The organism is Pseudomonas sp. FG13, from assembly GCF_057809755.1.
On sequence record NZ_JBMDKO010000005.1, the window covers coordinates 100,405 to 122,385 of the forward strand.

At 58.8% G+C, this 21,981-nt stretch carries 18 protein-coding genes; 5 read left to right on the forward strand and 13 right to left on the reverse strand.

What is annotated here, in order from left to right; genetic code table 11:
* Positions 1–63 precede the first annotated feature (63 nt).
* From ACODTO_RS06990 to ACODTO_RS07005, 4 genes are all read left to right on the forward strand, one after another.
* Complete coding sequence (locus ACODTO_RS06990) at positions 64–1,368, forward strand: CitMHS family transporter (RefSeq protein ID WP_139642878.1); 1,305 nt, start codon at positions 64–66, stop codon at positions 1,366–1,368.
* 90 nt (positions 1,369–1,458) lie between these two features.
* A complete protein-coding gene (locus ACODTO_RS06995) occupies positions 1,459–2,712 on the forward strand; it encodes an OprD family porin (RefSeq protein WP_139642876.1) in 1,254 nt (417 codons plus the stop codon).
* Between the two features lie 101 nt (positions 2,713–2,813).
* Complete coding sequence (locus tag ACODTO_RS07000; RefSeq protein WP_139642873.1) at positions 2,814–3,506, forward strand: type 1 glutamine amidotransferase domain-containing protein; 693 nt, start codon at positions 2,814–2,816, stop codon at positions 3,504–3,506.
* A gap of 73 nt (positions 3,507–3,579) precedes the next feature.
* Entirely contained in the window at positions 3,580–4,005 is a 426-nt protein-coding gene (locus ACODTO_RS07005; RefSeq protein ID WP_139642870.1) for a DUF1810 domain-containing protein, read from the forward strand.
* 4 nt (positions 4,006–4,009) lie between these two features.
* On the opposite strand, the gene ACODTO_RS07010 is transcribed toward ACODTO_RS07005, so the two are convergent.
* Genes ACODTO_RS07010 through ACODTO_RS07040 form a run of 7 tightly spaced genes read right to left on the reverse strand, consistent with a single transcriptional unit; the run spans position 4,010 to position 12,151 of the window.
* The gene (locus tag ACODTO_RS07010) at positions 4,010–5,272 is read right to left on the reverse strand and encodes a TIGR02270 family protein (protein ID WP_139642867.1); all 1,263 of its coding nucleotides are present in this window, start codon (positions 5,270–5,272) and stop codon (positions 4,010–4,012) included.
* Positions 5,273–5,309: 37 nt separating this feature from the next.
* The gene (locus ACODTO_RS07015) at positions 5,310–6,218 is read right to left on the reverse strand and encodes a hypothetical protein (RefSeq protein ID WP_139642864.1); all 909 of its coding nucleotides are present in this window, start codon (positions 6,216–6,218) and stop codon (positions 5,310–5,312) included.
* A gap of 10 nt (positions 6,219–6,228) precedes the next feature.
* Positions 6,229–7,311 (reverse strand): PAAR-like domain-containing protein, encoded by a 1,083-nt coding sequence (locus ACODTO_RS07020; RefSeq protein WP_175362671.1) that lies wholly within the window; start codon positions 7,309–7,311, stop codon positions 6,229–6,231.
* Positions 7,311–8,351, reverse strand: coding sequence for a beta-ketoacyl synthase N-terminal-like domain-containing protein (locus ACODTO_RS07025; RefSeq protein ID WP_139642861.1), 1,041 nt, complete (start codon positions 8,349–8,351; stop codon positions 7,311–7,313). Before ACODTO_RS07025 ends, ACODTO_RS07020 begins: the two co-directional genes overlap by 1 nt.
* Positions 8,348–9,460, reverse strand: a complete 1,113-nt coding sequence (locus ACODTO_RS07030) for a DUF2169 family type VI secretion system accessory protein (RefSeq protein WP_139642859.1) — start codon at positions 9,458–9,460, stop codon at positions 8,348–8,350. Before ACODTO_RS07030 ends, ACODTO_RS07025 begins: the two co-directional genes overlap by 4 nt.
* 14 nt (positions 9,461–9,474) lie before the next feature.
* Positions 9,475–9,933 carry a DUF6484 domain-containing protein gene (locus tag ACODTO_RS07035; protein ID WP_139642856.1) on the reverse strand — a complete coding sequence of 153 codons (459 nt, stop codon included), beginning with the start codon at positions 9,931–9,933 and terminating at the stop codon, positions 9,475–9,477.
* Positions 9,934–9,949: 16 nt separating this feature from the next.
* Positions 9,950–12,151, reverse strand: a complete 2,202-nt coding sequence (locus ACODTO_RS07040; protein WP_489106136.1) for a type VI secretion system Vgr family protein — start codon at positions 12,149–12,151, stop codon at positions 9,950–9,952.
* 842 nt (positions 12,152–12,993) lie between these two features.
* Between ACODTO_RS07040 and ACODTO_RS07045 the strand changes: the two genes are divergently transcribed.
* Positions 12,994–15,474 (forward strand): exo-alpha-sialidase, encoded by a 2,481-nt coding sequence (locus tag ACODTO_RS07045; protein WP_489106137.1) that lies wholly within the window; start codon positions 12,994–12,996, stop codon positions 15,472–15,474.
* Positions 15,475–15,655: 181 nt separating this feature from the next.
* On the opposite strand, the gene ACODTO_RS07050 is transcribed toward ACODTO_RS07045, so the two are convergent.
* From ACODTO_RS07050 to ACODTO_RS07075, 6 genes are all read right to left on the reverse strand, one after another.
* Positions 15,656–16,093, reverse strand: coding sequence for a c-type cytochrome (locus ACODTO_RS07050; RefSeq protein ID WP_489106138.1), 438 nt, complete (start codon positions 16,091–16,093; stop codon positions 15,656–15,658).
* Between the two features lie 170 nt (positions 16,094–16,263).
* Positions 16,264–17,073 carry an isocitrate lyase/PEP mutase family protein gene (locus ACODTO_RS07055; protein ID WP_489106139.1) on the reverse strand — a complete coding sequence of 270 codons (810 nt, stop codon included), beginning with the start codon at positions 17,071–17,073 and terminating at the stop codon, positions 16,264–16,266.
* 112 nt (positions 17,074–17,185) lie between these two features.
* A complete protein-coding gene (locus ACODTO_RS07060) occupies positions 17,186–17,671 on the reverse strand; it encodes an Lrp/AsnC family transcriptional regulator (RefSeq protein ID WP_139642840.1) in 486 nt (161 codons plus the stop codon).
* A 298-nt stretch (positions 17,672–17,969) separates the two neighbouring features.
* Positions 17,970–19,250, reverse strand: coding sequence for an MFS transporter (locus tag ACODTO_RS07065; RefSeq protein WP_139642837.1), 1,281 nt, complete (start codon positions 19,248–19,250; stop codon positions 17,970–17,972).
* Between the two features lie 142 nt (positions 19,251–19,392).
* On the reverse strand, positions 19,393–19,599 hold the full coding sequence (locus tag ACODTO_RS07070; protein WP_139642834.1) for an MbtH family protein: 207 nt from the start codon (positions 19,597–19,599) through the stop codon (positions 19,393–19,395).
* Between the two features lie 30 nt (positions 19,600–19,629).
* Positions 19,630–21,981, reverse strand: coding sequence for a methyltransferase domain-containing protein (locus ACODTO_RS07075; protein ID WP_489106140.1), 2,352 nt, complete (start codon positions 21,979–21,981; stop codon positions 19,630–19,632).

A 21,981-nucleotide genomic window follows, 5' to 3' on the forward strand; every position in this document is an offset into this window, starting at 1 on the left:
CAGGTTGGAAGGCGCGCGCCTGGGTGTTGGTAAAGCTACGAATAACAACAAGAGAACTGACCTATGCTCGCTTTACTTGGCTTGGCCATGGTGGTGGTCTTCACCTTCCTGATAATGACCAAACGCCTGTCGCCGATCGTGGCCCTGACGATCGTGCCCATTGTCTTTGCGGTGATCGGCGGGTTCGGCGGCACCACCGGCAAAATGATGCTGGACGGCTTGAAGATGGTCGCACCTTCGGCCGCCTTGCTGCTGTTCGCGATCCTGTTTTTTGGCCTGATGATTGACGCCGGCCTGTTCGATCCACTGATCCGCAAGATTCTCAAACGGGTCAATGGCGACCCGATGAAAATCGCCGTCGGCACGGCCTTGCTGTCGCTGGTGGTGGCACTGGACGGCGATGGCACGACGACCTACATGATTACCTGCGCCGCCATGCTGCCGTTGTACAAGCGCATCGGCATGAACCCGATGATCCTGGCGACCGTGGCGATGCTCTCCCTGAGCATCATGAGCGGCATGACCCCCTGGGGCGGCCCGGCGACCCGTGCGATTGCCGCACTGGGCCTGGATGCCGGCGATTACTTCGTGCCCTTGCTGCCGACCATGATCGGCGGTGCGCTGTGGGTGGTGTTCACCGCATTCCTGCTGGGCCGTGCCGAGCGCAAGCGCATTGGCAACGTCCAGCTGCAAAGCGGCGGCGGGGATTGCTATATCAAGGCAATCATCGAGGACACCCCGCACAAGCGCCCGAAACTGGCCTACGTCAATCTGCTCCTGGTGATCGCGGTCATGGCGGCTCTGGTGATGGGGCTCATGCATTCGGCGATCCTGTTCCTGATCGGGTTCGTCCTGGCGCTGATGATCAACTATCCGCAACTGGACATTCAGAAGGAGCGCATTCTTGCCCATTCGGGCAACGCCATGACCGTGGTCCTGCTGGTCTTCGCTGCGGGCATCTTCGCCGGGATTTTCTCCGGGACGAAAATGGTCGACGCACTGGCACAGACTCTGGTCGATTGGATTCCGCCCTCGTGGGGACATCTGTTCCCGCTGGTGGTGGCGATCACCAGCATGCCGCTGACCTTCGTCCTGTCCAACGATGCCTACTACTTCGGCGTCGTGCCCATCCTGGCCAATGCCGCTGCTGCGTATGGGATCGATCCGGTGGAAATCGCCCGGGCGTCGATTCTCGGTCAACCGGTGCACCTGATGAGCCCGCTGGTGGCTTCGACTTTGTTGCTGGTGGGCATGGTCGATCGTGACCTTGGCGACTTCCAGAAAGCGACCGTCAAGTGGGCCGTGCTCACGTCCCTGGTGATTACCGCGCTGGCCTTGCTGACCGGTGCGCTGACCCTGTTTTCCTGAACCACCCGACACCTTCTTTTGCGCCTGTCACGCCTCGTCGCCGAGGTGTGCGCTGGCTTGCACGCCAAATAACAACAACGAGAAACCGATATGCACACTTCTCTGATCCGTGGGACTGTATTTCCTATGCTTGGCCTATTGCCGCTGGCTGCCGCCAACGCCGAGGGTTTCATCGACGACAGCAAGCTCAAGTTGCAACTGCGCAACGTCTACTTCAATGAAAACTTCCGCGACGAGCACGGGATGAGCGCACGAGCGGCGCGAACCGCGAAGAGCGAGCGCACCGAATGGGCCCAAGGCTTCCTCTTGGATTACCAATCCGGTTTTACCCCCGGCACCGTTGGCTTTGGCGTCGATGCCCTGGGTTTGCTCGGCGTCAAGCTCGACTCCGGACGTGGCCGCAGTGGCACCGGCCTGTTACCTGTGCATGACGATGGTCGTGCCGCCGATGAGTTTGCCAGCGCGGGCATGACCGCCAAGGCCAGGGTGGCCAAAACCACCCTCAAGTACGGCACCTTGTTGCCCAAGACTCCGGTGCTGATCTACAACGATGCACGGCTGTTGCCGCAGACCTACCAGGGCATGCAGATCAGCAGCACCGACATCGACAATCTCGCCCTGACCGGGGGGCATCTTGAGCGTTTCAAGCTGCGGGACTCCAGCGACAGCATGCCAATCGTGCCTGACGGCTATGGTGGCGATCAGTCAGGTGACTTCAACTACGCCGGTGCCGATTACAAGCTGGGGAAAAATACCCGCTTGAGCTACTTCTACGGCGAGCTTGAGAACTTCTACCGACAGAACTTTGCCGGCATCCAACACGACCTGCCGCTGGGCAGCGGGGTACTGACCAGCGACCTGCGCTACTTCAACAGTGTCGATACAGGTTCGGCCTACGGCGGCAAGATCGACAACGACATGCTCAGCGGCCTGCTGTCCTACGCTGTTGTCGGCCATACGTTCAGTGCTGGCTACCAGGCGCTCAGCGGCGAGGCCGGCTTGCCGTACATCAGCGGTGCCACGGTCTATTCCTTCAGCAATGTCGGGATTGGCAAGTTCATCGAGGAAGACGAGAAGACCTGGATGCTCGGCTATGGCTACGATTTTGCCCGCCTCGGCGTGCCTGGCCTGACGTTTTCCAGTCGCTACCTGAGCGGCAACGATGGCAAGTCCAACAGCACCGTGAAGGAATGGGAGCGTGATGCCGAAGTCGCCTATGTCGTGCAGCAAGGCACTTTCAAGGGGCTGGGGGTGAAGCTGCGCAACTACGTCTATCGTTCGGATTTCTCACGGGGCCGTGACAGCAATCGAATCTACTTCACCTACGATGTCGCGCTTTGGTAGGACGTTGATCCAACCGGCTTGAACGTCTGCCTCAATGTGGCCTCTGAGAGTAATGCAGGGCGAGCCCACTTCGCCCGTTTACCCTCGGAGGCTGGATGCACATGAACATTCTGATGGTTCTTACCTCTCACGATCAGTTGGGCGACACCGGCAAGAAGACCGGTTTCTGGCTGGAAGAATTCGCCGCGCCTTACTACGTGTTCGTCGACGCCAAGGCTTCGGTCACGCTCGCGTCTCCAAAGGGCGGGCAACCACCGCTGGACCCCAAGAGCAACGAAGCAGACGCGCAAACCGATGCGACCCGTCGCTTTGGCACGGATACCCAGGCCCAGATGGCATTGGCCGACACGGTGCCGCTGGGTGAAATCGATCCCTATGATTTCGATGCGGTGTTTTATCCAGGAGGCCACGGCCCGCTCTGGGATCTGGCCGAGAGCACTGACTCCAAGGTCCTGATCGAAGCCTTCTACGAGGCGAATAAACCTGTTGCCGCCGTCTGCCACGCCCCCGGGGTGTTCAAGAACGTTAACGCACCGGACGGGCAGCCGATTGTGCAAGGTAAAAAGGTGACGGGATTCACCAACTCCGAAGAGGAGGCGGTAGGCTTGACGCAGGTGGTGCCATTCCTGGTGGAAGACATGCTCAAAGCCAAAGGCGGCGAGTATTCCAAGGCTGCGGACTGGGCCAGTTATGTGGTGGAGGACGGGCATTTGATCACCGGTCAGAATCCGGCGTCTTCCGAAGCCGCCGCCCATGCGCTGCTCAAGCGTCTGAAGCAGGAGCTGTCTGCCTGAGTCATGGGTCATTCGCTGGAACGGACACTGCCGGCTGCGAACGATGCGGCCGGCGGGTGGAGGGATACGCATCATGTATGACGTTTACAATCTGTCCCGTTTTGTCGAAGCCCAGGGCCCGGTGTTCAACCGCGTCATGGATGAGCTGCGCTCAGGTCGGAAAACCAGTCACTGGATGTGGTTCATATTTCCGCAACTGCGGGGGCTTGGTCGTTCCGATATGGCCGCTCGGTTCGCCATCTCTGGCGTGGCCGAAGCCCGCGCGTATCTGCAGCACGAAGTGCTCGGCCCCCGGCTGGAGGCGTGTGTGAGCACTGTCCTGCAACACCACGACCTGAGCGCCGGGCAGCTATTCGGCTCGCCCGACGATCTGAAGTTTCGCTCCTGCCTGACGCTGTTCATGGCGGCGCAACCCGAGTCCGCCCTGTATCCGCAGGCGCTCGATCAGTTCTATTCGGGTGAGCCCGATTCCAAAACGCTTTTGCTGCTGGGTGACTGACGGATCAACGCCCGAACGTCGCCGTCATGCCCAGCAACCGCTTTTGCCGCCAGGTCGGCGCGCTTGTGGGGAAAAGCACCTCGTTCGGCCGATAACGGGCCAGACCGCAGGCGGCGGCGATGCGCTGGCGTTGCTGGCCGCGAACCAGTGCCTGTGCAAACGTGCGTTCACTGTGGGCCAATCCCAGCAGGTAGCGGGTGCCGACCTGCCACTGCCCGTTGTTGGCTTGCCACCAGGTTTCGATGGACCGAGGGTCGGGCCAGGGCAGGTTTTCATCGGGGTCCATGGCGACGTTCGGGTCCGCGGGGTTGTCGTTCGGGCCTGTGTCGAAGTCCGGCAGTTCTTGCAATTCCAAGTCGAGTAGCGCCAGGTCGGCGCCGATGATCAGGCTGAAGGCTTCGCCGGCCACACGGGCGTAAGGCAAGTCGCTCATCTGTTGGATCAGCCAGGGCACGCAGACCGGATCACCCAGCAATCCAAGGGCCTGGATGCCGACGCGTCGGTGCCGGGGATCCTGTACCAGTTGGCGTATCCAGGCGATGCTGGGCTCCCGTTCCTGCCAGGCCAGCAACACGCAGAGGGCGCGGTATTGAAATTCGCCCGGCTGCTCGGCGACTTGGCGCAGGGGCTCCAAGGCCTGCTGATCACCCATCTGGACGGTAGCCCAATTGGCCCAAAAACACGTGGCTGGATCCGGGTGTCGGCAGTGGGCACGGAGGTTGGGTAGCAAGTCGCGCCGGCGCAGTTCGCCGGCGGTGCGGGCGGCACGGGCCAGCACGCTTGGGTCCGTGTCGCACAGCCCTTTAAGCAGGGCGGGGCCCGGGTCGTGCCGATGCATGCCGCAGGCGGCCAGGCCGAGTCGGCGAAACATCGGCTCAGGGGCGGCGAGCATGCGCTCGATCCAGGGCGCTAGCCGTTCCCAGTCAATCCAGCCCAAGGCCATCAGATAACCACGTTCCGTTTCTGGGGCACGTCGCAGGTGTTCGCTCAACTGCGACAACACTTTCCCATTGGCTGTCTCGAAGGCCAGTACCACACAGGCGAACATCTCGCCGATGGCATGGGGGCCGAGCTGCGCCAGGAGCATTTCCAGGCCGTCATGGGCTGCGATACGCAACCCGTCGAGGTGAGCATCGAGGCGGTTGTCGAGTGTGCCGAGGTGTTCGATGTCGTAGTGGGGGGCGTGCAGGGCATCGTCCCGCAGATTGGCGAGGAAGCTGGCTTCTTCGGCGTGTTGTTCGATTACCAGGGACAGCGAGTCGCTCATGGGATAGGCATCGCAATGATAACGGCGATGCGCAAACTCACGTGTTGTGTGGGCATATCACCCGCTCCCACTGATGGCCGTCGAACTTGAGGAGGTCGTCGATACCAAAGGAGTAAAGCAGCCCATCTGCCGTATCCAGTTTATGGGCGCCGGGAGGAGGGGTGAGGCCCGTGTCGACATCGAAGAAGGCTTGCCCGTCATAGCGAACGAGGCCATGCACGTGGGAAATGTAGAGTTGCCCGTCGTACAACGCCATGTCCCAGAAATTCAGGGTTCTCTCTGTGTCGAGAACATGCCACTGATGGCGATTGCCAACCAGCAACAGACCGTCATTACCGCAGACGTAAACCTCGTCTTCGCTTTTGCACAGCACGCGAGACAGAGGACGGTTGGTGGGGGAGTCCAGCGAGTTCCAGCGTGAACCGTCGTAGTGCAGGATGAGGCCTTTTTCTCCCACGGCATAAATGTTGTCGTGGGCCAGCCCATCCAGGCTTTCCAGGGTAGGCGAGCCGATCTTTGCCCCGGCTGGGCTCATGCTTGCCCAGGCTCCGTTCGAATGTCGATAGACCTGGGATGACTGGCCGCAGATGTACAATTCGTTGGCGATTTCCCGGATGCACAGCAGCTCGCCAAGGCGGCCTGTTTCAATGCGATCGTTTTCGAACTTGCCTCGGATATTGGCGAGGGTGAAGTCCGCCGAGCCAGACGTCACGTGGCGAAGGTTGCCATGGCGTCCGAGCATCCAGAGGCTGTTGTCGCTGCGCCTGAAGCAGACGGACCCGATGACATCGTTGTCGACGTCGTTGTAGACCCAGTTGTCATCGAAGCAAAAGGCGACCCTGGACATTTGCTCGCCCGGCAGGGAGTTGTATTGTGCAGGCACAACGATTGTGCCGGCCTTCACAACCAGGCCGCAGGTAAAAAACAGGGAGTCTTCATTGTCCATGATGGTTTCTCTATATCAATGGGGCCGGGTTCTTCGGCTTTTTTTCAAGGGCAGGTGCGCGAACTTCTCCCCTGCGCATCCCTGATTTTGGACCCACCCCCAGGTCTTGGTGTCCCTTGTCGATCTGGGCCTTGAGGCAGTCCTTGTCGCAGCCCGTCTCATCGGCGACCGCTTGTGCCGAGAGATCACTGATTTCGGCGTAGGTGAAGTCATCGCGACCATTCAACATCGCGTCTCGCTTGACCACGTAGCCGCGGCCGATACGTCCATGCTGCATGAGTTTATCTGTCGGCCCTTCACGGGAATTGTGGTCGGCGCCCTCTACGCATATGCAGGGTGCCTTGTTGTGGTCATAGGTGGGCACGAAAGGATCGCCGCGAACTTTCAGCTTCCCGGTCTTCGGGTTTATGGGGCGAGGGGTCGACAGATCGGCCACCGGCACCGGGTGGTGCGGCGTCTTTCCTCCGCACTTGGAACAGCGGCTCTTTGGCGAGTTTGGTACCAGCATGCACTTGCGTGCTTCACAACACTCGGGGCTGGTATTGTCGGCCGGGCCAGGTATGGCTCCGCGTGACAACGACTTGGCCGGTGGAGGACAGGCGGCCTTTACCTTCTTCACGTTTCCTGACTTGACGCAGGGATTTTCGGGATCCGCCATGGCCACCGCATCCAGATAGGGCCATGTCAGTGTGTTGGCCGTCGAACCATGGTTATGGGTGGTCAGGTCCATGTTTCGCACGACGTTCTCGCCTTCGAACTTCACATTCATCGACCAGGCCGTGAAGTAGACCTTCCCTTTGATCTTATTGGTGATGATCCCCTTTTTCGGCGCATTGCCAGCCTCATCCCCATAACTGGTCTTGAAGTAGCTCTTATCCTTGAGCATGGCCTCCTTGCCACTGATCTTCACGGTTCGCGTGCCCCGGGTGGTGTCCTTGGCCATGCCGGTATTGGGGTAGGGGATGGGCACGCCAAGCGGAGTGGCCGCGGTTTGCGGCGGGGTGAAACACACATCCGGAAAGCAGGCCACGGACTTGCCATCCGCCGCCTTGCAAGACACTTCCATGTTGTTGGCGTAGACCTCGTTCGCCATCACGCAGCCCTCATGTTCTGGTAACTGAGCAGCGCCACGGCGCGTTCGCCGGCGTCGTTGCCGAGATGGCAGAAGATATTCGGGCCTTCGCCGTAGCCCTTGCGACTGGCGGCCAGGGCCACGGCAAGCATCACCGGGCCGATGGCGGCGCCGACTTCACCGATGCAGTCGGCCGGATGCCAGAGGTGGAAGAACTCCTTGCGTACCCGCAGGCTGCGGCCCAAGGCCAGGGCCGCTTCCTTGAAGTAGTACTGCTCGCCGGACAGGTCGGTGAGCCGATAATCCATCTGCTCCAGCCCACAACCGGCCTCGCTCAGGGCCGCGCGTACGGCTTGAGTCAGGCCTTCGGCGCGCAACGGAATGTCTTCGGCTTCCACCGTGGCCTTTTCCATGCCGAAGCCCAAGCCTACGCACATCAGTTGCGCATCTGCACTGGCGACGGGAGAGGCCAGCACCACGGCGCTGGCGCCTTCGCCAGGGATGAAACCGTTGGAATTCTGGCTGGTGAGCAAGCGTTGGCGCGCTTCGAAGGCGTCCAACGTCGGGGCGCTGAGGAAGGAGTCGACGCCGGCGACCAGCACATGGCGGTGGCCGCCCTGGTAGATCAGCGTGCGCGCATTGAGGAGCGCCACCGCGGCACTGACCCGACCACGGACGATGACGTTGGAGCTGGGATGAAAACGCAGGCCCAGCTCGGCTTCGATGGCGTGCAACAGCCCCTTGTCGAGACCTTCGAGGCGGCCGGGGCGCTCGGCTTCCGCCAGCCCCAGCAGCAGCGGGGTGCTTTGTGGGTCGACGCCCGGGGTGTCCTGCAAGGCCTCGGCGATGGCGCGGGCCGCCATCTTGATCAGCTTGATGCGACCGCGCCAGGGCTGCTCCAAGGTCACGCTGGCAGCGATCAGCCATTCACCGCCGCGGTCGATAAAGCGGGTCTCCTGGAAATTATCGATGGCGCAGCGGATCGCCGCGCAGCTCGCCGGCGCGCTGAGGCCGACCGCGCTGACCATGCCGGAGCCGACGATGCAAAGCGCGCTCATCAGTCCGTCTCCTCGGGCGCCTGCCTGGCTTTTACCAGGGAAGAGAGCGACGGGTAGTAGTTCTTGCCCAATTCACGGGCTCGCCACCAACCCGCGGACATGCTCCCGACCAGCACCTGAGCGATCTCGAACAGGTTGCGCCGCAGGGGCCGGGAAACACGCCAGGTCAGCTGTACCTGACCCGCGTCCGTGTCGATCAGCAAGGTATCGATCACCGCTTGCACCGTGTCATGACCGCCTTTTTTCAGGCAGAAGGTCACCGGTACTTCCATTTCAGGGATGCGAAAGCCGGCGCGCTCCAGGGGGGTGAGGTTCAACAGCAGCACATCCTCGCCGCCGCGCAGGTAATCGGTATGTTGATCGGCAGGGGCGGCCTGGAAGTAGCGATTGTCGAAATCACCCGGCAAAAACGGAAAGCAGTCCGCCAACCAGGCATCGTCGTAAGTACCGGCGAAACGGGCGCGTTGCGGCCAGCTACGGCCGATGGGGCCGAGGGCCATGGGGCGGAAGTGACCGCAAGGGCTGTCGACTGGCTTGCCCGGTTCCTCGGTGTTCGGCATGGGTCTGCCGATGATGACCGTGCTGTCCATGCCGCCAGGAAACCAGCCGCGACCGCTCGGGTTGTCCGGGTAGCACTGCTGCATTTCGGGGGCGTTCACCCTGGAGTGAGTGCCGCCGAAAGCCTGGGCATACGTGATGTCCTGTTCGGTGAATGGCTGCGGTGAGCCGGGAGAGACGCCGAGCATTCCCTGTTGCCATTGCCGTGGGCCGAAGACGGAAAAGGCCTTGCTGACGCGGCCGACGCGAATGCCTGCGGTCAACTGTGTCACGGGGCGGCCGCCGGGCGCATGGGCCTTGCCGCACACCAGCACATCGCAACATGGCTTGAGCGGCGCAAAGTCCATCTCCCGCAGCGGCGCGCTGAGGCCCGGCTCGCCGAAAAAGGTGTCGGCCATCAGTAGCGGTTGCTGGACGTCGGCGAGGGTCGCGACGCGGCCGTCCAGCGGCAGATTGAATGTGCCCTTGACCACCACGACCAGGGATTCACGGCCATCACTGGCCATGCCCAGGGTATAGGCAGCAAGCAGTTTGCTGGCGTTGAGCAGCTCCATGGTCCGACTACCTTCTAGTTGATCTGCACCGAACCGCCCTTGATGCGGTTGACCCCGCTGGAGCGGCTGGAGAGGTAGGCGCCACGGATGATCACTTTGCCCGCGCGGGTCAGGGTGATGCTGGCCTTGCCGCAGCGCAGGACGATTTCCCGCTCGGCGGTGAACTCCAGCCGTTCACCGTCCAGGTGGGCAAGCGCTGGCGCTGCAGGCTCCTCCAGGCGCTGGATGCGGCCGATCACCAACGGCCGTGCCGGGTCGCCCGCCTCGAACATCAACGCGACCTGAACGCCGATGTCTTCACGGGTCAGCGGGGTGGTGGTGCGTGCGACGAGGCCTGTTTCACCGGGACAGCCGGGAAACGCCACCACCGGGGCGTCCACCTTGGGCACGTCCAGCAATACGCCAATCACCACGCCGTCCACGCGCATCGGCGCGCAGGTGGTGGCTGAGGGTAGGTGGTATTCAACGGTCATAGCGGCCACTCCATGGCTAGTTCTGCAGGATCTTCTGGCCTTTGACGACGACGTTCCTGTTGGCCTTGATGTTGATGGCGCCGGAGCCGTCGAGGGTGATGTTCTTGCCGCTGATCATGATGGTGCCGTCCTTCTTCATGGTGATGCTGGCGGCTCCCGTGGTCAGCGTGATCGAATCGCCGGCGGTGAGGGAGAAATGCTTGCCCACATCCAGGCTGTCGTTCTGCTTGATACCGGTGCTGCGGTTCTGGGTGACGTCGCGGGATTCGTTCTGGCCGATCTGGGTGTTGTGATTACCGTTGATATCGGTGCTCTGGTTGCCACTGATCTCGATGCCTTCGTTGCCTTTGACCGATTCATTGCGGTTGCCGGAAATACCGATCGTCTCGTTACCGCCCACGTCCTCGCTGCGGTTGCCGACGACAGTGATGGTTTCGTTGGCGCCGACCTTCTCCGTGCGGTCCGCTCCGATGGTGATGGTCTCGTTACTGCCGACTTTCTCGGTACGATTGACGCCGATGGTGATTTTTTCGTTGTTGCCCACATCTTCGGTACGGTCCACGCCGATGGTGATGGTCTCGTTGTTGTCCACCGTCTCCTTGCGGTCGTGTTTGACGTGCACGGTTTCGTCGTTGTCGATGGTCTTGCTGCGGTCATGACCGACCCAGTGGGTTTCGTCGTTCTCGACCTCGATGTCCTGGTTCTTTTCGGCGTGGATGAACAGCTGCTCCGCGCCTTTCTTGTCCTCCATGCGGATCTCGTTGAAGTTCGCCGGTGAACCGCCCTTGCTGGAGCGGCTTTTCACCCCGCTCTGGGTGGCATTGGCGGGCAGCCCATAGGGCACGGTCTGTTCGGCGTTGTAGACGCGGCCAGTGATGATCGGTCGGTCCGGGTCGCCTTCCAGGAAACCGACGATCACCTCCTGGCCGATCCTTGGAATCTGCACCGAACCCCAATTCTTGCCGGCCCAAGCCTGGGACACCCGAATCCAGCAGGAGCTGTTCTCGTTGGATTGGTCATGACGGTCCCAGTGGAAATGCACTTTGACCCGGCCATATTGGTCGGTCCAGATTTCCTCGCCACTGGGACCCACCACCACCGCCGTCTGCGGCCCGCGAACAATGGGCATGGGCGTCAGCGGAAGAGGGCGGAAGGCCTGGTGGGCGTCCATGCAGTCCAGTTCGCTGACGAACTGTTCGGTGAGGTCCGACTGCCCGCTTTCATAGGGATCCTGGCGAATCTGGTAGCGTGCGACCACCACCAGGTATTCGCGATTCTGGTCCGCCCGGTCGTAACCCGTCAGTGTGAACAAATGACCGGAGCCCAGCCCACGAACGAGACCGCGCAACTGCACCCGCTCGAACTGACTGTGGATGGCTTCGATACGGGTACGCGCGTAATGCTCGCCATCGTTGCTCTGCAGGTATTCCCCGGGATAGTCATAGAGCGGGTAGTCGCCGTTGCTGTGGCCACGCATGACGCTGGAACGTACTTCAAGGCTGGCGCGCGGGCGCTGGAAGTCATAGTCGTTCAGCGCCAGGGAACCGGGTTGGACTTCCCGTGCCAGTTGCCAATCGTAGAAATGATCCCGTTCGCGCATCTGTCGATCAGGCGGATAGAAGGGAACCGAGGCGTAGTCCGGCACCGTGGTATGGGCACCATAGGCATCGGCCAGCACCAGTACATGGCGGGCCTTTTCATGCCGGAAGTAATAATAGATGCCTTCCTGTTCCATCAATCGGCTGACGAAGTCGAAGCTGGTTTCGCGGTACTGCACGCAGTATTCCCACTCGCGATAACTGCCGCTGAGGCTGTCTTCGAAGTCGGAGAAACCGAGGTCGCGGAACACCTGCTTGATGATGTCCGGCACTGTGTTGTTCTGGAAAATCCGGCAATCCGACGTGCGCGTGAGCAACCAGAACCAGGGCCGCAGCGTGACACGGTAACCGGCGAACTGGCCGTGTCCGGTCAACTGACGGCAACTGCAGACCATCCCGTGGAAGTAGCGTTTAGCGCCTTCGTACAGCTCCAGGGTCAAGCCCATGGGCTTGCCCAACAACTGATCGAAGGTGATCGCCCGGTCTTCGGAGGTCAGATCCAGTTCATAGTGAAAACACCGGCCTAATTCTTCACTGCCTTCCATGCTTTGCAGCAGCAGGACGTTACCACCAAGGGGGCTGTCGACCTGCACCAGGCGGGTGTTTTGCGTGATTGGCATCAACGGCGTCCTCTGGCTCGGGTTCGGACGTCAGCGGGCAGTCTTGACTGCATATCTATCTATCACAGGATGATCTCCCTATCGGTCTATTCGGCGCTCAGCCCCATCTGTCTTCTACGGACCGGGGTTGTCGAGCGCTTTAGGTTCTGTACGAAAAGCCTTGATACTCGTTCATGCTGCGTTGAAAACAGCCTCGGAATGCTCATGTACTCCAGTACAGTCGGACGCGACCCCGGCCGTTCCACGGCTGTTTTCGCCTTGACTTACCTTCGTCTCAAGACTTTCCGTACAGAACCTAGCCTCGTCCAGCAAGCGTAGACGGGAATGAAGGGGTTGTTACTCGCTTTATGGTCGAAGAGACGGGATACGAACTCTGCGACCACCAGGACGATGATTCACTGGTCAGCTATCGCAACGCGGTGCTGAACAGATGCGCCGAACTCGCAGATAGATTCGGTTGCAGGCCTCAGCCGTTCTGGAAGCCTTTCTCGAAGACTCCCCCCGGAAGGCGCATTAGCAAAAAGAGAGGGGAGTGTAGCGATAACAAATTTCTCTCACCTTGCGAATAATCTTTCCTACAATCACCGGAGGACGAACGTTTTCCCAGCCAGGAGGCATCGCATTATGTACTTACATTCCCTCGCATATCGCTCCCGGGTGCCGACGACGTCGAAGCTCAGAGCGTGCGCTTCTGTCGCAACGCCGTAAGTTTTCCACGGTAGCAATACAAAGCCTGTTGACCTGGCAATTCGCTGTCTGCCTATCGCCTTTTGGGTATGGGAAAAGCAAATCGGGTCTGGGTTTTACGTGCCTGTAGCAAAACACTCAAAGGAATGACAGAGATGAAAGTTACAACACTGCTTCGCCACGTAATGCTGTGCTTGTGCAGTTGGGTGATGGTCTCGACGGCGTATGGGGAGAGTGTGATTGTCGCCACGCCTAGACAAGGACAAGCAGTTGGGATCGAAGTCGATGTTTTCGACAGTCCGGACGCGACAAGCGGCAAGCCTTCTTCGACGAGCACGGTGAAATTCGGGCATTCGGCATATTTCGTACCGGCCGTGCAGTCGTTCAAAGGTAATATCTATATGTTCTGGGCAGAAAACAACGACATAAGAAATATCAACTTCGCTACTTCGGCAGAGGGAAAAAACTGGTCCAAGGCCCAGACCATTCCGGTGGACAGCGTCTACGGCAATGTCTCGGTAAGTGTATTCAAGCAGAAACTGGTATTGACCTTTGCCGATCCCCAGAGCCGCTTGAAGACCATCAGTTCCGGAGATGGCATACACTGGTCTTCCCCTCGTCCGATCAGTACTGTTCATACGGCCATTAACAACAAGCCTGTCGTGTACAACGGAAAACTGTTCGTTTTTTTCAGTGAGAACTCAGGCAAAGCTATCTACTACGTCACCTCGGATGACGGTGTTAATTGGAGCAGGGAGAGTCAGGCGTTCGCGGAAAACACCGATATTTTGACGATGGTTCCGGTCGTTTACAACGGCAAGTTATGGACCTATTACGGGTTTGAGAGCGGCGCCATGTATGTACGCTCTTATAATCGCGCCGGTAATTGGGAACCCCGGCAAACGGTGAATGGGATCATCGGCAAGGGGGCCAAGGGTTTCCTGAACAGTGCAGCGATGATCGATGAACGCTTATTCATCACCAGCAATGCCAATACCTTTTACTCAACCGATGGAGTGAACTGGTCGCCGTATTTCTCCGCCCCGTTTCCTTCGTTCGAGGCATACCCCTCAGGAGTGGGCGTTTCCTACGCCATCACCGCAAACGACCTGACCACCAACAACCCGCAACTGCCAACGGATCTGGCGACAGGCCTGAGCCACACCGACTATGCAACCTTTGCCTGGCGCAGCTTCATTGCCCTGAACAATACAGCCAACACGCCGCTGCCGGCCAACCGCGGCGTCGGTAATCCCGCCGCCAGCTTCGCTGATTCGGGCAAGCTGCCGCAACCGCCCATCCCCTTGTTATGGCAGACGTTCGCCCATCGATCCGAATTGTTTCCGGCAATGGAGCCGAACAAGGCAGGTGGACCTACGCGTCCGTTCGCTTCCCTTCCACAATACAGCTACATCAATTTCCCCAAGGGTATCCCTTTAGCGGCGGGTGCCAGTTTTGCCCATTACAACAACCTCGACGAGGCGACCCAGATCGGCCAGAACGCGATATTTTTCCCGGTCAACCCTCCCAACCCGGCCAAGAACGGGGACAACTTTGCTCCTTCGAATGACAGTCAGCTTCTGTTCGAAGCCAAGGCCAACCCGGTGATCTACGAATATGCGCGAACCTTGCCCGCCTTTCCACCCAATGTCGTGCTGCCCGATGGCGCGCTGGAGGTGAAGGCGACATGGCGCAAACTGGCGGACATTCCGCGCGCTCAACAAGGGCGCTACCACACAGCAACTGTGGTGACGTATCACGGCGACGATCAGCATCCAGTGGCTTATAACGAAACCTATGCGTTGATCGCCTTGCATATCATCCACAAGACGCCCAACTATCCGACGTTCATCTTCGCCACGTTCGAGCATCAGGATGCTCTGACCTTGCCGGATAGCAACTCACCGACCGGGCTTTACTACGTCGCCAATTACAAAAGTATCGCCTATCCCGACTCAAACAATCAGCCGCCGGTGGCAACATTCTCCGACGGCAACGGGATTCATCAGGTGACCCTGCCCGCCAGCAACTTCGTAATGCCGCCCATCTATTCCGGCAGTAAGGGGATTCCAGACGGGCAGGCCGGCCCCATCAGTGTGGTGCAGCCGCAAACCGTTTTCTCCGAAGTCAAGGCAGTAAACGATCAGGTCAAACAGTTGATGAACGGCAGTGGCGAATTCAACAATTCAGTCTGGAAGTATTACCAACTCAAAGGCGTGCAAGCCATTCCGTCGAGTGAGGAAACCGACCCGGATTATTATTTGGCCAACATCATGGTCGAAAGCAGCCAACCGGGGATTCAACTGTTTCGCGGTAGCAACGTCTTCCCGATTCCGCCAGATCACGTCCTTACCCATATGCGCAACTTCAGTAACATCAGGGTGCCGGATTTCGACAACGCCACTCATAGCCAAACCATGGGCGGCTGCATGGGGTGTCACGGCATCGCCCAGAGCCAGTTGAAACAGGGTTTCAGTTTCCTGTTCGATGCAATCAACCCTAAATTAATTGGCAAGAACAGTAACAAAACCGGTTTTGTCGGCCCGGAGACTATTGGACTACCGGATACCAAGACCATGCTTGAACGGGCCCGAAAATACCCAACGAGCCTTCAGCCTGAAACGCAAGCGCCATAGCTACCACGGCTCCGATCGTCCTCACACTCTGCGTGGGGACGTCGGACTATCGCATTCGTCGCGTAGCCTGCGCGGTCCGATCCGCAGCATCTGAGATTTTCGACAAGCCCTGAAGCTTCCGACTCAAGCACGCCTCGACATCGTTTGGATCAAGCAAGCAGTGTTGCGGGATTCCTGTGGCTTATCGATTTTTCGAAATCACACCGCTCATGTATTGATTCAAATCCCGCAGGTCCTGAACGCTCCAAGCGTGGGGCGGTAGCTTCACACCATTCTCCCGCAGGGTTTTTGGAATCAGGTTTCCATTGGGACGAAGGATGACCGATGAAACGATAACGCCGGGATAATCATGGAGTCGTTTTTTGAAAGCGGTGGTGGTCAGGTCAGGCGTCGGAGGGGTGCTTTTGTCAGCCAATGGTCCTGTGCCTTTGATATCTGATCCGTGGCACATGGCGCATCTCTGCAGGTAGAGACTTTTTCCGTTGGTGTTGTCCGCCAGGGATAGGGGTGTTTGAGTAAGTGATAAGCACCCTAGCAAAAGCGACAAGCCCAGGTGATTGCCTATTTTACGGGTTAGGGTCGATGGGCTGTTATTTGCCGACATCACGATCCGTTGCATGGAGGGACGTCCTGTCAAAGAAGGAGGAGGGGTTTGCTGGTTTTCCTGGAACTGCAAAAAAGAGCCACTTAAATGAGTGGCTCTTTTTTGCCCTGGGATTTCCCAGTGTCAGGGGGAGTGGTGGACGTACAAATCGAACGTTGGCGTGTGGCCTCGTCCGCAGGACAGCGTTACTCGCTCTTCGCCGCCATCAGCGCATTCAATTCGCCGTATGTATGGGCTTTCAAGGCTTGAGTGTCGAGTTGGCCGTTATCCAGGAAGCTACGGACCAGTGCTCCCATGGCACCGTGCAGAAACTCGGCGATGCTGGAACCCGCGCTGAGCCGCCTGACACCCAGGCGCTTCAATTCGTCCGGGGAGGGCAGTCCGTCCCGGGACAGCAGGTTGACGGGCAGTTTGGTCTCGCGGCAGACGGTGGCAATTTCGTTCGAATCGACCACGCCAGCGGCAAACAGGCCATCCGCCCCGGCGCTGGTATAGCGTGCGCTGCGCTTCAGGAGTTCCTCCAGGCGTTGTTCGGCGGGGAACAGGTTTTTCAGGTAGACGTCGGTCCGTACGTTGACGAACAGCTTGACGCCCGCCTGGTCCGCCACTCTTCTCGCGACGTCGATCTTGCGGACAAGCAGCTCTGGAGAGCCCAGGCCGTCTTCGATGTTGATCCCGACCGCCCCTGCGGCGACGACGGCCTCAATCACCTGGCCGACCCGCTCCGGGTCATCCGAGTAGCCGCCTTCGATATCCACCGTGAGCGGTACGCTGAGCACCCGCACCATCGACTTGACGGTGGCATCCAGCAGGTCGAGAGGCAGCTTGTTGCCATCCTGATAACCATGCGACCAGGCCATGGCGGCGCTGCTGGTCGCGACTGCCTTGCCCCCTAAACGTTCGACAATGCGCGCACCACCTGCATCGGCCACATTGGCCAAGACCAACAGACCATTCTGGTGCAGACTGTGAAAAGCGTTATCCAATGTAGGCATGACAATTCAACTCCTTGAAAGTTATGTTTTTAATGCAAGGACGGCGTGTTGATAGAGCTTGATCGGGTAGTGAGTTACTGGCCGCAAGGCCATTTTGGAGGGGGAATGCTTTTTAAGTGTAGGCGGACAACGGGATTATTTTTGAGTCATACACTTCGCGAAGTGTGATCGATGTTTTGATTTGCGTGATGCAAGGAATTTTGCGCAACGTTTTTTCAATGAATGTTGTATATAAGGCAATGCTCTTGCAGACGATCTTCACCAAAAAATCATAATCCCCCGTTACGTTGTAAAGAGCGACGACTTCAGGGCACAAGGTGATTTTTTCCTCAAGCTTCCTGGTCACTTCTTCGGTATGGGAGTCGACAGAAAGATGAACGAATGCGGTGACTTCGAACCCCAGGGCTTCCTTGTTCAGTATGGCTTGATAGCCCTGGATGAAGCCCTCTTTTTCCAGACGCTGAAGGCGGCGCCAGCAGGGCGTCTCGCTCATGGAAAGAACTTCCGCAAGTTTCGACGTGGTGGTCAGGCAATTAGTTTGCATTATGCTCAGGATTTTTAAATCTATTGCATCGAGCGCCGTAGAGTTCTTTTTCAAAATAGAATCCTTTCTAAAATGGGCCGGCAAAGAGCGTCCTGGCTGATTACGATGCCATTGATTTTTAGATGATGCAAATTTTTTGAAAGGGCGGCCAGGCAGTGGCCAAAGTGCGCTTGAATGTCACTAGGAGGTTACAAAATGTCGTGCCAACAACATTGCAGACATGGCGCGTAGAGGGGATTTATGAGAGACCGTGCGACGCGAATTGCTATCCGTGTGGCAATGCCGGGGACACATTGTGCCCCCTGTGCTCGGTTTTCAACGGATAGGCGCACCTATCAGAACATTCCCACTGTCAAGCCTGCGCGCCGCCCACGCTCACCTCTGGGGTCATTGCAGTCACGGCTCGACGGCTCGCGGATCGGGCGAGAAGCGGGGTGGCGATGCCTGCCAAGGCAAAGATGATCCCCAGGCCGATCCACCCGGCGGAGCCGCCCTCTACGACGGCAATGGGTAATATCCCAGGAAAAATCACGGTCATCAGATTGGCTCCGAGCGCATAGACGCTCAGGTAGTAGGCACGATGTTCGGCTGGGGCCAAATAATACGAAATGCCCCAGGCGCCCGCACATTGCCATAACTCGCCAAACGTCATTACCACACAGGCAAATAGCAGGATGCCAGCGACCAGGTAGGAGGGTTGCTCCGCCGTGGTGAACGCTACCATCGCGCATGAAAGTGCCAATGTGATCCCAGCATACAAGTGCTTGCGTGCCGCATGGACCACCTCGTTGCCGCGCTTGCTGAACGCCAGTTGCAGGGTGATGGCCATGATGCCGTTGATCACCAGAATGATACCGATCAGTGACTTCGGTGCCTGTGTCTTGGTCAGCAACCATAAAGGAATGGCGATGGTCATGACCGCCTGATGTAACGACAGAATGCCGTTGCACAGCGAGAGCGATAAGAAATTCAGGTTCTTCAACGGGTGTGCAGGCGCCGCTACACGTTGGGTATCCACCGGATCCTTTGTGGAGTGAGGCAGCTTGGCGGTCACCAGCAAGAGGGCGGAAAACAGGAACGCCAGCGCGTTGGCGACGAGCAGGCCAATCACTGCCCCCGGACCGCTGGTGAAGCTGACCACAATGGAAAAGACACCGGCGGCCAGCATGTAGGCGACATTCCTGACGATCGCCACCTTGGACATTGTCTTCACATAGGCATCCGCTTTGACCGCGGACCCTACCAGGGTCTGAATGATGGGCCAGACGGCTTGCTCGACGCAGCCGATAAAGCAGGCAATCAGTAGAAACGTGTAGAACTCGTCGACGAAGGGATAGATTAAAAAACCGACCATTCGCCAGACCTGCAGAAACGCCAGGACCCGAGCGGCGCCAAGGCGATCCGCCAGGCGCCCGATGGGCACCGCGCAGACCAGGCCGCATAGACCGGCCAAGGCCAGGCCGATACCGACTTCAACGTTACTCAGGCCAACGACCTGGGTATAGAAGAATGTGGCTCCGGCGAGAAAAAGCCCACGGCCGGCGGCATCGACGAACGCAATGAGCAGTAGCAGAAGAGAGGCGCGGTTGTCTGAAATGGCTGCCTTTTCAGCGAAACTTTTGCGCACGGACATCAGGCTATTCCTTTAGATAAAGACATGGCCCCTGGAATCCGCACCTGGGGGATTCGGGGCTGGAGAGCAGGTCACCGGTTGAACATCTCGACGCCTGCAGAGGGGCCACGATAGTTGTGAACCCCTGTGCGCGGCAATCGACTCAAGCCTGTAAGCGTTGCCGTAGACTCAGTGGCCGCATATCGGTCCACACCTCCTTGATGTAGTCCAGGCATTCGGATTTGCTTCCGCGTTTTCCCGCCAGGTGCCAGCCTCCTGGCAGCGGCAGGTCGGCCGCCCAGATGGAGTACTGCTCTTCAGCGTTGGCGACGACCAGGTAAACGCCGTGGTCTTTTTCTTCAGTGGTCATGGTTGCATTACCTTGGAATGGAAGGGATTGTTAGATTTTCCTGATAATCAGCATGTACATCTGCCCATGCAGGTTTGGAAATTTGGCTTTGAAGGCCAGATCCATGTCCAGCAGGTTCTTGATTCTGTAAGGGCCGTCCTGCTGCAGGTCGAGCTCATAGCCCAGGGATTCCGGGAACAATCCCAGGCTCCTGATCTCTTCGACGACGAAGCCTTGCGCGGTGGCCATCTTGCTGGCGTCGGCGCGGCTGATCGCGTTCTGGCGCATCAACTCTTTCTGTTCATGGGAGTAGATGGAAAGGTAGGTCAGGTGCGGGCATTCGATGTCCCAGGTCGAGATGACACAGAACCCACCGGGCACCAGGCAGCGATGAATTTCTGAAAGGACGGTGGGAACGTCTTGTCTGGGAAAGTGCGCCGCGGTGCCCATCATGCACGTGATGAGATCGAACTGGGTGCTCTCGAACGGTAGTGCCCGGGCATCGCCCTGGTGGAAGTTCGGATTGAGTGCACCGTTGCTCTTCTGCCGGGCATATTCCACCGCCATCGGTTCCAGATCGACGCCAAAGGCCTGGATGCCTTGCTGGGCCAGCAGGGTCGGGTAGCGGCCGGTGGCTGCGCCGATGTCCAGGCTTTTGCTGAACGGTCCGTAATGCTTGATGCAATCGAGCATGTTGACCAGTTCCAGCGACTTCTTCGCCTCGTCCTCAGGGACGGAACAGTCATAGCGCATATAGGCGGCGACGTCGTAGTCGAGCTTCGCGTCGGCGACCTTGTCCTGGCTGTCCAGAGCGTACTCGGAAATGATCGACAGCAAGCGCTTGCGATGCTCGGCCACTGACGTCAGTTCCGTGGTCCGAGGATGTGGGACACCGTCTTCAGGGGCCAGGTCGAAACCGCGCTGCGAGACCGGGCTGAGCAGTTCGTGAATCAGGCTGCCATACCAGTCCGTGTCTTCCGGGTTGGGGCGGGAAGTGTGCTGTGAGGATGGGGCATTGAGACTCTGCAGCCTGGCGCAGACATCGAGATAATTGGGGTTGAGGGTGAACACCACCTCGTAGTATTTCTGGGCTTCAGTGACAGAGCCTTGTTCCTCATGGATGCGGCCCAAGGTGTAGAGCGTCTTTTTCGCCTCTTCGGTGACGGTCAGCTCCCGTGCTCGCCGGAACGCGGATTTGGCTGCGGAGGGCAGACCCGCATTGAGAAAGGATTCTCCGGCCAGGGTGAAACTCTGCAGTTTCATCCGTTCATCCTGGCCGGCCCAGGTGAAGTGCCGTGCGGCTTGATGCCATTCCTGGCGTTTCTGGTGGGCCTGGGCCAGGAGAAAATGGCTGGTGTAGTGTTTGGGGAAGCGTTGTACGTCCTCGCTGAGCAGTTTGATGGCGAGTTCATCCAGGTTGTCCTGGCCCAGCTGCAGCGCTCCTTCGTTCAGCCAGCTTGCGGCATACTCGGTCAGGCCCATCTGACTCAGGCTGGCGAGGGTTTCATTGACCGCATGGCGTTGCTCGGCGGCATTGTCCAGACGTTCGGCGATGGACTGTTGAATGCTGATCTGTTCGTTAAAGGCATCATGGGCGTGGTTGGCGAGCAATTTGACGGTGCCGTCGGTGCAGCCTGAAACGATGATCGAACCATTTTCCGAAATGCCCAGGGCCCAGACCTCGCCATCCACTTGCCGGGACCAGAGTTGCTTGCCTTGGCGGTTGAGGAGGTGGATCTTGCCATCCAGCGATCCTATCGCAACCGTTCCGCCCTGGGACACCGCGACACTGGAAGTGCGGGCATCCTGATGCTGCCCGCCGAGCGCCCGGTCCTTGAGCGCCCACAAGGTGTCGGTATGGCTGGCGTCTTCCAGATGCGGTTGCCGGGTTTGGCTGAGCTGATAAGTGTTCTCCACTCGCGTGGCGATGTGATGCGTCTGGTTTTTGCAGCGAAGGCTCAGGCGAGCACCATCAGCCGAGAAGCTGACACTGTGGACCGGCGATTCCAGTACGGCGTTGAACAGCTCCTGTCCATCGGCATTGAAGAGAGAGACCGTGCCCGTTCCATCCGACGTCCGTTGCGTGCCTACCGCGATGTGATGAGCGCAAGAGATGGCCGTGGCGGTGATCTCATCAGCAAACCGATGGGACCAGAGCAACTCGCAGTCACGGGACAGCACCTTCAGGTTGCGGTTTTTACACGCAATGACGAGCAAGGCGGCGTCTGCCGTGATCGAGAGGCTGACAACTGCGGAACCGACGTTTCGGCTCCAGAGTTCGCTGTACGGGGTCTCCAGGAATAGTGGGCTTGGATGAGCGACGTCACTCAAGCCATAGGCCATGTTCGCGGAGGCTCTTTGCACACTGGCCGGGGTGTAAACATCAGCGTTGAAGTTGGTCAT

Bases quoted from the DNA above. Each gene is read 5' to 3' on its own strand.
- ACODTO_RS07035 (WP_139642856.1), bottom strand. From the start codon at position 9,933: ATGACCGTTGAATACCACCTACCCTCAGCCACCACCTGCGCGCCGATG.
- ACODTO_RS07075 (WP_489106140.1), bottom strand. From the start codon at position 21,981: ATGACCAACTTCAACGCTGATGTTTACACCCCGGCCAGTGTGCAAAGA.
- ACODTO_RS07065 (WP_139642837.1), bottom strand. From the start codon at position 19,250: ATGTCCGTGCGCAAAAGTTTCGCTGAAAAGGCAGCCATTTCAGACAAC.
- ACODTO_RS07050 (WP_489106138.1), bottom strand. From the start codon at position 16,093: ATGCAACGGATCGTGATGTCGGCAAATAACAGCCCATCGACCCTAACC.
- ACODTO_RS07005 (WP_139642870.1), top strand. From the start codon at position 3,580: ATGTATGACGTTTACAATCTGTCCCGTTTTGTCGAAGCCCAGGGCCCG.
- ACODTO_RS07040 (WP_489106136.1), bottom strand. From the start codon at position 12,151: ATGCCAATCACGCAAAACACCCGCCTGGTGCAGGTCGACAGCCCCCTT.
- ACODTO_RS07045 (WP_489106137.1), top strand. From the start codon at position 12,994: ATGAAAGTTACAACACTGCTTCGCCACGTAATGCTGTGCTTGTGCAGT.
- ACODTO_RS07055 (WP_489106139.1), bottom strand. From the start codon at position 17,073: ATGCCTACATTGGATAACGCTTTTCACAGTCTGCACCAGAATGGTCTG.
- ACODTO_RS07020 (WP_175362671.1), bottom strand. From the start codon at position 7,311: ATGGCGAACGAGGTCTACGCCAACAACATGGAAGTGTCTTGCAAGGCG.
- ACODTO_RS07000 (WP_139642873.1), top strand. From the start codon at position 2,814: ATGAACATTCTGATGGTTCTTACCTCTCACGATCAGTTGGGCGACACC.
- ACODTO_RS06990 (WP_139642878.1), top strand. From the start codon at position 64: ATGCTCGCTTTACTTGGCTTGGCCATGGTGGTGGTCTTCACCTTCCTG.
- ACODTO_RS07030 (WP_139642859.1), bottom strand. From the start codon at position 9,460: ATGGAGCTGCTCAACGCCAGCAAACTGCTTGCTGCCTATACCCTGGGC.
- ACODTO_RS07015 (WP_139642864.1), bottom strand. From the start codon at position 6,218: ATGGACAATGAAGACTCCCTGTTTTTTACCTGCGGCCTGGTTGTGAAG.
- ACODTO_RS06995 (WP_139642876.1), top strand. From the start codon at position 1,459: ATGCACACTTCTCTGATCCGTGGGACTGTATTTCCTATGCTTGGCCTA.
- ACODTO_RS07010 (WP_139642867.1), bottom strand. From the start codon at position 5,272: ATGAGCGACTCGCTGTCCCTGGTAATCGAACAACACGCCGAAGAAGCC.
- ACODTO_RS07070 (WP_139642834.1), bottom strand. From the start codon at position 19,599: ATGACCACTGAAGAAAAAGACCACGGCGTTTACCTGGTCGTCGCCAAC.